3 protein-coding genes are annotated in these 3,889 nt (G+C 40.1%); 1 reads left to right on the top strand and 2 read right to left on the bottom strand.

Annotation, left to right across the window (positions count from 1 at the left end; all coding sequences use genetic code 11):
• Window positions 1-1,007 (bottom strand): DUF2723 domain-containing protein (locus tag KAH81_08780; GenBank protein ID MCK5833748.1); only part of this gene is annotated, 1,007 nt, incomplete at its 3' end.
• 288 nt (window positions 1,008-1,295) lie between these two features.
• Here KAH81_08780 and KAH81_08775 point away from each other — a divergent pair.
• Window positions 1,296-2,051 carry a hypothetical protein gene (locus tag KAH81_08775; protein MCK5833747.1) on the top strand — a complete coding sequence of 252 codons (756 nt, stop codon included), beginning with the start codon at window positions 1,296-1,298 and terminating at the stop codon, window positions 2,049-2,051.
• Between the two features lie 156 nt (window positions 2,052-2,207).
• On the opposite strand, the gene fusA is transcribed toward KAH81_08775, so the two are convergent.
• Window positions 2,208-3,889 (bottom strand): elongation factor G (fusA, locus tag KAH81_08770; GenBank protein MCK5833746.1); only part of this gene is annotated, 1,682 nt, incomplete at its 5' end.

The raw sequence follows: 3,889 nt of genomic DNA, 5'->3' as shown, positions 1-3,889 counted from the left end.
CCAACAAGAAGAATCCATACAAAAATCGCAGGAAGATAATATGCTTCGATATCGGGAATAGTATAATTAAGAGCGTATATTACATCAAAGAGAAAAGTTGCTGTCAGGAAAAAGAAAATAGTGCGATTCTTTCGAAAAAGAAAAATTAGGCCAATGATTACGAATGGAATAGAGAAGATGGTTGTATCTGCTATAAGCTGTCGCCCGAAGAGTTTAAGGCTTACGAATAATTCCGCTATAGGCCTGTTGAACATCCAAACTCGATATTGCCATGCGCTAACATGACGGAAGAATCGCTCGAATGTCGATGGATCGCCAAAATTAGCTGAAGGATCACAAGTTGACCGGAGAGGTAAATAGATATAGATTGTCAATCCAATTATGAAGAAAGCAATAGAAGTGAAGAATACCCTATAATCTAGCTTTTTCCGCTCGATAATAATCAAAAATAAAACTGCCGGCGCGAATAAAATTGTAAGCATATGGACGCCAAATGAAAGCCCAAATAAATATGCACCTAGGATGAAAAATTTTGAACCTCCGCCTTTAGTCCATAGAAGAAGGAAAAATAGTGCACACATATCGAGTGCCATCTCGAAGGCATAAACCTCTGTGACGGTTGAAGTGCCCCAGAAAGTTCTTGTAAATGCAAAAAATAAAGCGCACGCCGCAGAAATAATAACTTCCGATTTTTTAGCTGTTCCCTTTCCCCTAGATGACAGAATTAGAGATGCTATCAAGAATATCATCGCGGAAGTAAAACCACCTGCAAGCGCGGAAAATAGGTTCGATGATAAAATTGCCTCTAAACCCGTTATCATTTTTAACAATCTACCGAATAAACAATAGAGAGGATATCCGGTTGGATGGGCTATACCTGGCTCTGCGCAAGCTAGCGATAATTCGCCTGAGTCGATAAATCCTACAGTAGGTTCCATGGTAACAATATATACCGAGGAGACAACCGCGAAGACTACAAGTGCTAATATTCTGCTTATTTTATTCATTTCCAAAAATATATTATTATATTGGTCTCGTAGCAAGTATAATTAGAAATAGCTTGTTTTTTCTTATCGGATTCTAATTACTATCGTATAATATAATTATTAATTGAGTAGTATGGTATTTATTTAATAATATAGTTTAAATATTATATACTATCTAATTTATATTCAATATGTTACGAATGTTTTTTTTAACAATTCTATTTTAATCTTGATTAATGGCTACAATTCCAACTTGCTAAAAAGGTTTATTTTGAGTAAATTTGTAATTAAATTATAATAAGGAATAATATGTTAAAGAGAATCACGTTTCTATTGCTTATTTGCGTTCCAATTTTTGCTCAAGGAACCAATCCTCAATACTATCAACCCAGGCGCATTGTCTTAAGGCCAAATGCAGGGATATTGCCGGACCGAGCGTGGATGGGAGAAATACATCTCGGCGAGAGCGGGAGTTTTATAGGCGGTTTTTCAATAGGACTTTGGGGGCGACTTCAGGTGGGAGTAAATTACGGCGCATATAATGTTTTGGGTCGAGGCAAAGCCAATGCATATCCAAGGCCTAATTTTAATGCAAAAATCAGGCCTTTTAATGAGACCATGAAAATGCCGGCAATTGTCTTGGGATATGAAGATCAGGGATTGGGTAAATGGGATAAAGACCTCTCCCGCTACGCCATCAAATCACCCGGTTTCTTTTTGGTTGCAAGCAAAAATTGGGCGACCTTCGGCGGAAATTTTGGCCTTCACGGGGGAATAAACTACTCTCTCGAAACAGAAGACCAACATGGATTCTCTGCATATTTTGGTTTTGACAAGAATTTAGGCGAGATGTTCGCGCTATCAGTCGAATATGATATCGGCCTTAATGACATCGAAGCGGACAGCGTCTATGGAGAAGGTAAAGGATATCTAAATGCGGCATTTAAATGGTCTGTCAGGCCTGATTTCGAGATAGAATTTCTAGCCACAGATTGTTTGATTAATAACGAAAGTGAATCGACCTTCTCTCGCGAGGTTCGTCTTACATTTATATATCCGCTATAGCAGCAAAATAAAAAAGTTCTTCGAGTTAATTTACCCCTTCGTATTCCTCAGGTAAATTAAGCTCTAATCCATTGTTATGCTAATAAAATTAGTAAGTTTAGTGGAAGTCTATAGCATTCGAACAAATAAACTCATCCCGACAACGCTAGCAATAAGCTAATAACCTCGAATTCTATCCAGCATAGCCTTTTCGCGGTTGCCCGGAAGCCTTCTATACTTCGCGAATTGCATAGTGTATGTTGCTCTCCCCTGACTTAAGTTACGAAGGGATGTGGAATATCCAAACATCTCTGCAAGTGGAACTTCAGCAGACACTATTTTATCGCTTTTTCTGTCGCCCACATCTGCAATATGAGCATTTCTAACAGCTAGATCATTGAGTATTTCGCCTACATTGCCTTCGGGAACAACAACCTCAACCGCCATCACTGGTTCGAGGAGTATTGGACTTGCCTGGTTAAGCGCACGTGAAAATGCGCTTGCTGAAGCCACTCTAAACGCCATAGCAGTTGAACTATCATCACTCCATTTAGCGGAAACAAGCTTGGCACCAACATCGAGAAGAGGATACCCCGCAATAGGTCCTGATTCGAGTGTATCCTTCAAGCCGGTTTCTATAGCGCGTCTGAATTCCAATGGAAAATCGCAATCGTCGAACTTATCGATAAATTCGAAACCCTTCCCAGAATCCCTTGGATAGCATTCTATTTTCACTGAAGCAAATTGAATTGACTCACCCAAAGCTCTATCGACAGTGTATTCCATGATTTTATTTTTTGTTATCGTTTCCCTATATGAAACCTGTGGATTACCCACATTTGCAGCAACATTAAACTCACGAATTAGCCTATCTACAAGTATCTCAAGATGAAGTTCTCCCATTCCTGAGATGATAGTCTGTCCGGTTTCTTTATCCTCCCTGACTTTGAATGTTGGGTCTTCATCTTCGAGACGGGCGAGCGATTCAGTTAATTTTTTGGAATCGGCAGTGGATTTAGGTTCAATCGCGACGAAAATAACTGGCTCGGGAAAAACCATTGGTTCGAAAACTATTGGATTTTTAGGATCGCAAAGCGTATCGCCGGTTTTAACATCTCTAAGACCAGCTACGGCTACAACATCACCTGCAAATGCTTCATCCATTTGCTCGCGCCTATCTGAATGCATCTGAAATATGCGGCTTATTCGTTCTCTTTTCCCGCTGCGTGGATCGAGAAGACCGTTTTTTTTATCTATACGGCCGCTATAAACGCGTAGGAAGATAAGTTTATCGACGTATTTATCTGTCGCGATTTTGAAAGCAAGGGCACTTGTAGGAGCATCGAGTTCGAGAGCACGAGTCGTGGGCCTGTCTTTAATTGGGTTAATGCCTTTTATAGGAGGTATATCGCTAGGCGCTGGAAGATAATCGACTATGGCATCCATAAGAGGCTGAACACCGATATTGTGTAAAGAACTTCCCGAAAGAACTGGAAGGATACGATTTTCCAGCACTCCACGCCTAATAGCTTTTTTCAGCATATCGGCAGTTATTTCTTTGTCCTCGAGATAGGCATCGAGGACTGCCTCGTCGTATTCGCTAACAACATCTATAAGTTCGTTTCGTCTATTGATAAATTCCTCTTCGCATTCACTAGGTATTTCTGTTTCGATAAAAACTTGGCCAAAGCTACTCTGGTCGAATTCTATATATACCCCTTTTAATACATCGATAATACCAGTAAAGGTTTCAGCCTCACCTACGGGGAAATTAACACATACCGGCCTTGCCCCTATCTTCTCTGTTATAGCTTCTAATGCACCTTCGAAATCTGCGCCAATACGGTCCATTTTATTAA

The sequence above is a fragment of the bacterium genome (assembly GCA_023145965.1).
Classification (GTDB): Bacteria; UBP14; UBA6098; order UBA6098; family UBA6098; genus UBA6098.
The sequence above is the reverse complement of the archived record's forward strand: the minus strand, read 5'-3'. Positions and strand labels throughout refer to the sequence as shown.